A 5,996-nucleotide genomic window follows, 5' to 3' on the forward strand; every position below is an offset into this window, starting at 1 on the left:
ACCGAGGTGTCCGGTCCCAGGGGCACCACCCCGGACGGGTTCACCGAGGAGTGCACGCCGTAGTAGTGCTGCTTGATCTGGTCGAAGTCGATCGTGTCGCCGAACCCGGGGGTCTGGAACAGGTCCCGGGCGTAGGCCCACAGCACCGGCATCTCGGTGAGCTTGTGCCGGTTGGTCTTGAAGTGGCCGTGGTAGGCCGCGTCGAACCGGGCGAGGGTGACCCACAGGCGCACGTCGGCCTCGGTGAGGGTGTCGCCCACCAGGTACCTGCGGTCCGCGAGACGGTCGGAGAGCTCGTCGAGGCGGGCGAACAGCGCGTGAAACGCCTTGTCGTAGGCGGCCTGGGTGGTGGCGAACCCGCACTTGTAGACGCCGTTGTTGACGTCGTGGAAGATCCCCTGGCCGACCGCGTCGATCTCGTCGCGGTGCTGCTCCGGGAACAGGTCCGGTGCGCCGTCGCGGTGCAGCGACGACCACTGGGTGGCCAGGTCGAACTCCAGCTCGGCGTAGGCGTTCGTGGCGACCTTGCCGGAGGAGATCTCGACCATCGCCGGGACGGTGACGCCCTTGTCGTAGCCGGGCACCGCCTTCTCGTAGGCCTCGCGCAGCCACTCGATGCCCAGCACCGGGTCCTTGTCGCCGGGGTCGAGGTGGAAACGCCAGCTGCGCTCGTCGTGCAGCGGGCCTGCGATGCCCATCGAGATCGCGTCCTCCAGCCCGAGCAGCCGGCGCGCGATCACGATCCGGTTCGCCCACGGGCAGGCCCTGGCCGCGACGAGCCGGTAGCGCCCGGCCTCCACCGGCCACGGCGACGACCCGTCGGCGGTGATGCGCTCGGTCACCCCCAGCGCCTCGCGGACGAACTCGCCGGACTCCGCCTCGGTTCCCATGCCCGCGAACCTAACGCTGCTCGCGCGCGACCGCTCGTGGTCGAATCACCGGCATGGCCGACCGTGATCCCGCCGGCGCCCCGCGCCCGCACTCCGAAGGCGCTCCGCGCGGGGACCTCGATGGCGCTCCGCGCGGGGACCTCGAGAGCGCCCTACGGGGGCTCGTCCGTCCCGGTGCCCGGGTCGCGCTCGCCGACGCCTGCGGCGCCCCGTACGCGCTGACCGGTCCGCTGAGCCGGGTCGCGGCCGCCGCCGGCGGGGTCCGGCTGGTGCTGGGCTGGGTGCCGGCGCCGTTGCCGGGTCTGGACCCGGCCGCGTTCGCCGACGTCCGGACCGTCGTCGGCGGGCCCGGTGTGCGGGCGATGCTCGACTCCGGTGCGGCTACCGCGGTGCCCTGCCGGCTCTCCGCGACGCCGGCGCTGCTCACCGGGGCGCTGCGCCCGGACCTGCTGCTGGCCACCGTCGTCCGCGACGGCGACGGGCTGCGCTTCGGCGCCGAGGTGTCCTGGATGCAGGCCCTCGTCGACGCCGGCGTGCCGGTCGCGGCCGTGGAGTCCCGGTCCGCCCCGCACGCGACCGCCGGCCCGCCCCTGCCCGAGGGCGCGGTGACCGTCCTCGGCGTCGTCGACGGACCCGAGGGAGCACCCGCCGACATCGCCACCCCGCCCCCGACCGCCGACGACGAGGCGATCGCCGGGCACGCGGCCGCGCTCGTGCCGTCCGGGGCCCGGATCCAGTTCGGGCCCGGACGGCTGGCCGCGGCCCTGGTCTCCGCGCTGCGGGTGCCGGTGCGGGTGGACTCCGGGCTGATGTCCGACCCGGTCGTCGACCTCGACGAGCGCGGGCTGCTGCTCGACACGCCGACCGCGCTCGGGCTCTACGGGACCCGGCGGCTCTACGACTGGGCGCACGGGCGCGGGGTGGTGCGCCGGGTCGAGTACACCCACGACATCTCGCGGCTCTCGGCCGCCGACCCGTCCCCGCTGGTCGCCCTGAACACGGCGCTGGAGATCGACGCCGACGGCCAGGTGAACGTCGAGGGCCTGAGTTCGGTCCACGGACGACCTTCGGCGAACGGGATGATCGGCGGTCACCCGGACTTCGCCGCGGCCGGCGCGCGCGGGCCGGGCCTGTCGGTGATCGTGCTGGCGAGCACCCACCGCGGCCGCCCGACCCTGGTCGAACGCCTCTCGCGCGCGGTCACCACGCCGTCGCACGATGTGGACGTCGTGGTCACCGAACGGGGTACGGCCGACCTGCGCGGGCTGGGTCGCGCAGAACGCCGCGCTGCCCTGCGGACACTGTGGGGACACCCGGGCGTCGCCTGATTGGCACGAACGAGTGAATCTCAGTTCGCTGTGTGACACACTTCACATCGCGAAGTTCTCGTCCGAGTGGCACGGTGTCCAGCCGTCGGAGCGGTGACCTGCACCACCGCGGCCGCCCATCCCTCCACAGGCGGCCATCCCGCCGACACCGTCGTGTCACAGATGGATGACGGAGCAGTTCAGGGAGCCCTCACGGCGGCTCCCCGCAGCGGCGACCCGGACCGGATCCGCCCGCCGGGCGAGCCCGCCTGTGGACAATGGGGACCCTCTCGTTGCGTATAACACAACGAATGCTCTCGTTCCAGACCCCGCGGACGCGGGGCGGACAGGAGGCCGTCCCCGAACTACGGTCGGATCGACCCGCAGCGACCCGATCTTCGGAGGAGACGCGGAACTGATGACGGCCGATCACCGCACCGACAACGAGCAGCCCGAGCTCGGCAGGATGGCCCAGGAGTTCGGCGACAAGCCGCTGGACGTCCGGGAATCGACGCACTACAAGCACGAGTACGTCCAGACGTTCGTCGACAAGTGGGACGAACTGATCGACTGGAAGGGCCGCTACGAGAGCGAAGGCAAGTTCTTCGTCGACCAGCTGCGGCAGCGCAACGTCAAGAGCGTCCTCGACGTCGCCACCGGCACCGGGTTCCACTCGGTCCGGCTGCTCGAGGAGGGCTTCGACACCGTCTCCGCCGACGGCAGCGCCGAGATGCTGGCCAAGGCGTTCGCGAACGGCATGAAGTACGGCGGGCACATCCTGCGCGTCGTGCAGGCCGACTGGCGCTGGCTCAACCGGGACGTGCACGGCGAGTACGACGCGATCATCTGCCTGGGGAACTCGTTCACGCACCTGTTCGCCGAGCGCGACCGGCGCAAGGCACTGGCCGAGTTCTACGCGATGCTCAAGCACGACGGTGTCCTGATCCTGGACCAGCGCAACTACGACTCGATCCTGGACAACGGCTTCTCCAGCAAGCACCAGTACTACTACTGCGGTGAGGACGTCGTCGCCGAGCCGGAGCACATGGACGAGGGCCTGGCCCGGTTCAAGTACACGTTCCCGGACAAGTCCGAGTACCACCTGAACATGTTCCCGCTGCGCAAGGACTACACGCGGCGGCTCATGCACGAGGTCGGCTTCCAGCACATCGACACCTACGGCGACTTCCAGTCGACCTACCGCGACGAGGAGCCGGACTTCTTCGTGCACATCGCGGAGAAGGCCTACCGCGAGGAGGAGGACTCCGCATGAGCGCCCAGCAGGCGGAAGCCACCGCGCGCAGCTACTACGACTCCGAGGACGCGGACACCTTCTACTCCAGTGTCTGGGGCGGCGAGGACATCCACGTCGGGCTCTACCGGACCGCCGACGAGGAGATCGCGCCGGCCAGCCGGCGCACCGTCGAGCAGATGGGCGAGATCGCCGGCATCGGCAAGGGCACCGAGGTGCTCGACCTGGGCGCCGGCTACGGCGGTGCCGGACGGCAGCTGGCCAAGCGCCTCGGCGCGAAGGTCACCTGCCTGAACCTGTCGCCGGTGGAGAACGAGCGCAACTCCCGTCTCACAGCCGAGCAGGGCCTGAGCGACCTGGTGTCGGTGAGCACCGGCTCCTACGAGGACGTGCCACTGCCGGACGCCTCGGTCGACGTCGTCTGGTCGCAGGACGCGTTCCTGCACTCCGGCGACCGGGACAAGGTCCTCGACGAGGCCGTGCGGGTACTGCGCCCGGGCGGGCACATCGTGTTCACCGACCCGATGGCCGTGGACGGGGTCGACCCCGCATCGCTGACCCCGATCCTCGAGCGCATCCAGCTCGCCACGATGGCCACGCCGGGCTTCTACACGGCGGGCCTGGAGAAGCGCGGGATGACCGGCGTGACGTTCCACGACCACGCCGCGCAGCTGCCCACGCACTACCGGCGCGTGCGCGAGGAGCTCGTCACGCGCGAGTCCGAGCTGAGCAACGCCATCAGCTCCGACTACATCACCAAGATGAAGGCGGGCCTGCAGCACTGGGTCGACGGCGGCAACGCCGGCAACCTCACGTGGGGCATCTTCCACGCGGTCAAGGCCTGACCCGGCCCGAACGCGACGACGGCCCGCCCGGTCACCGACCGGGCGGGCCGTCGCACGTCCGGGGTCAGTTGTCGTCGTCGTCCTGCTCGCCCTGGCCGCCACCGTCGTCGCCGCCGTCGTCGTCCTGCTCGCCGCCCTGCTGCTGCTGGGTCGGTGCGGGCTGGTCCTCGCCGCCGCCGCAGGCGCCGGCGGTGCTGAACACCAACGCCCCGGCGGCCAGGGTTCCGACGACCGTGCGAGTCAGCGTGTTTCGTCCCATACGCCGGATTCTGGCACGGAACGGGGTCCGCGCGCCGCTAGGAGTCCGAGAGCGGGTGGGCATCCAGGAACCGGCGGATCTCCTCGAGCGTCTCGTCCGGGCGCTCGTCGACCAGGAAGTGCCCCGCGCCGTCCAGGGCCCGGCCGCGCACGAGGCCCAGGTCGGCGGCGTAGGTGCGCCACACGTCGAGCGGGTCGTCCTCGCCGCCGCCGACCACCCCGGCCCCGCCCCACAGCACCAGCAGCGGGCAGGAGACCCGTTCGCCCGCCCGGGCGGACTCCGCGTCGAGGCCCAGGTCCACCGAGACGGCGGCGCGGTAGTCCTCGAGCATCGCGTGCCGGACGTCCGGGTCGGCGAAGGCCCGCTCGTAGTCCTTGCGGGCCTCCTCCGGGTGGATGTCCAGGCCGGCACCTCCCCAGCCGCCCAGGAGCGTGTGCAGGTACCCGATCGGGTCGCCGGCGATCAGGTTCTCCGGCACCGGCGCGGGCTGCAGGTAGAAGAACCAGTGGTAGTACGCGGTGGCCAGGCGGCGGTCGACGTGGGAGTAGACGTACTCGGTCGGCATGATGTCGAGCACCCCGGCCCGGGTCACCACGGACGGGTGGTCGAGCGCCATCCGGTGCGTCACCCGGGCGCCGCGGTCGTGTCCGATCACGGCGAACTCGTCGAAACCGAGCTCGCCCATCACCGCGACCTGGTCGGCGGCCATCGCGCGGAACGAGTAGCCGGCGTGGTCCTCGCGCTCGGCCGGGCGACCGGAGCCGCCGTAGCCGCGCAGGTCCGGGCAGACGACGGTGTGCGTGCGGGCCAGCTCCGGGCCGATGCGGTGCCACAGTGCGTGCGTCTGCGGGTAGCCGTGCAGCAACAGGACCGGCGGGCCGTCGCCGCCGCGGACGCCGTGGATCCCGACGGTCTCGTCGTCGCCGGTGACGGTCAGGTCGAACGTGGCGAAGTCGTCGAACACATCAGGAGTGTGCCCGCCCGTCGTGGGTCTCGAACACCCAGTTGCGCAGGACCAGGAACCGGGCGATGCCGCCGCCGACGCTGGCCACCGCGACGGCGACCGCCTCCTGCACCGGAGACGCCGACGGCACCAGCAGGTGCAGCACCAACAGCACCGCCGAGGTGTAGCCGGCGTAGAACGCGACCGTGCCGATGTCCTGCACCCACTCGCGCAGGCGGTGCGCCCGGGCCCCGCCGAACGCGAAACGCCGGTTGGCCTCGGTGCTGACCGCCGTGGTGACCACGAGCGCGACCAGGTTCGCCGGGACGGCCTCGAACCACGGCCGCAGGGCCAGGAACAGCACGGCGGTGAGCCCGGTGCTGCCGCCACCGATGATCGCGTAGCGGACCAGCTGCACGAGCGTCGGATGGCGGCGCCGCCACGTCGCGAGCCTGCCCGTCGTCACGCCGTCCCCCCGGTCCGTCGCGCCCGGGTCGTCC

General features: G+C 71.9%; 5 protein-coding genes and 1 pseudogene. 2 read left to right on the forward strand and 4 right to left on the reverse strand.

The genetic code is table 11. From position 1 onward, the window contains the following. Positions 1-890, reverse strand: an 890-nt coding sequence (locus I4I78_RS28980) for a glutathione S-transferase family protein (protein ID WP_218614688.1), incomplete at its 3' end; no start/stop codon positions are given. A gap of 53 nt (positions 891-943) precedes the next feature. On the opposite strand from I4I78_RS28980, the gene I4I78_RS28985 reads away from it, so the two are divergent. Together I4I78_RS28985 and I4I78_RS34345 are read left to right on the forward strand one after the other, a co-directional pair. Beyond that, positions 944-2,218 carry an acetyl-CoA hydrolase/transferase C-terminal domain-containing protein gene (locus tag I4I78_RS28985; protein ID WP_218614689.1) on the forward strand — a complete coding sequence of 425 codons (1,275 nt, stop codon included), beginning with the start codon at positions 944-946 and terminating at the stop codon, positions 2,216-2,218. A gap of 397 nt (positions 2,219-2,615) precedes the next feature. After that, positions 2,616-4,294: pseudogene (locus I4I78_RS34345) on the forward strand (methyltransferase domain-containing protein). A gap of 64 nt (positions 4,295-4,358) precedes the next feature. On the opposite strand, the gene I4I78_RS29000 reads toward I4I78_RS34345, so the two are convergent. The 3 genes from I4I78_RS29000 to I4I78_RS29010 all read right to left on the reverse strand — a co-directional run. Further along, positions 4,359-4,553 carry a hypothetical protein gene (locus I4I78_RS29000; RefSeq protein WP_218614692.1) on the reverse strand — a complete coding sequence of 65 codons (195 nt, stop codon included), beginning with the start codon at positions 4,551-4,553 and terminating at the stop codon, positions 4,359-4,361. Positions 4,554-4,590: 37 nt separating this feature from the next. Next, positions 4,591-5,517: an alpha/beta fold hydrolase gene (locus I4I78_RS29005; RefSeq protein WP_218614693.1), complete on the reverse strand. Its 927-nt coding sequence runs from the start codon at positions 5,515-5,517 to the stop codon at positions 4,591-4,593. Between the two features lies 1 nt (position 5,518). Then, on the reverse strand, positions 5,519-5,996 hold a 478-nt coding region (locus I4I78_RS29010), incomplete at its 5' end, for a GtrA family protein (RefSeq protein WP_218614694.1).

The sequence above is a fragment of the Pseudonocardia sp. KRD291 genome (assembly GCF_019263595.1).
In the GTDB taxonomy this organism is placed as follows: domain Bacteria; phylum Actinomycetota; class Actinomycetes; order Mycobacteriales; family Pseudonocardiaceae; genus Pseudonocardia.

Excerpts from the sequence above, each read along its gene's own strand:
- I4I78_RS28985 (WP_218614689.1), top strand. The coding sequence starts at position 944 with ATGGCCGACCGTGATCCCGCCGGCGCCCCGCGCCCGCACTCCGAAGGC.
- I4I78_RS29000 (WP_218614692.1), bottom strand. The coding sequence starts at position 4,553 with ATGGGACGAAACACGCTGACTCGCACGGTCGTCGGAACCCTGGCCGCC.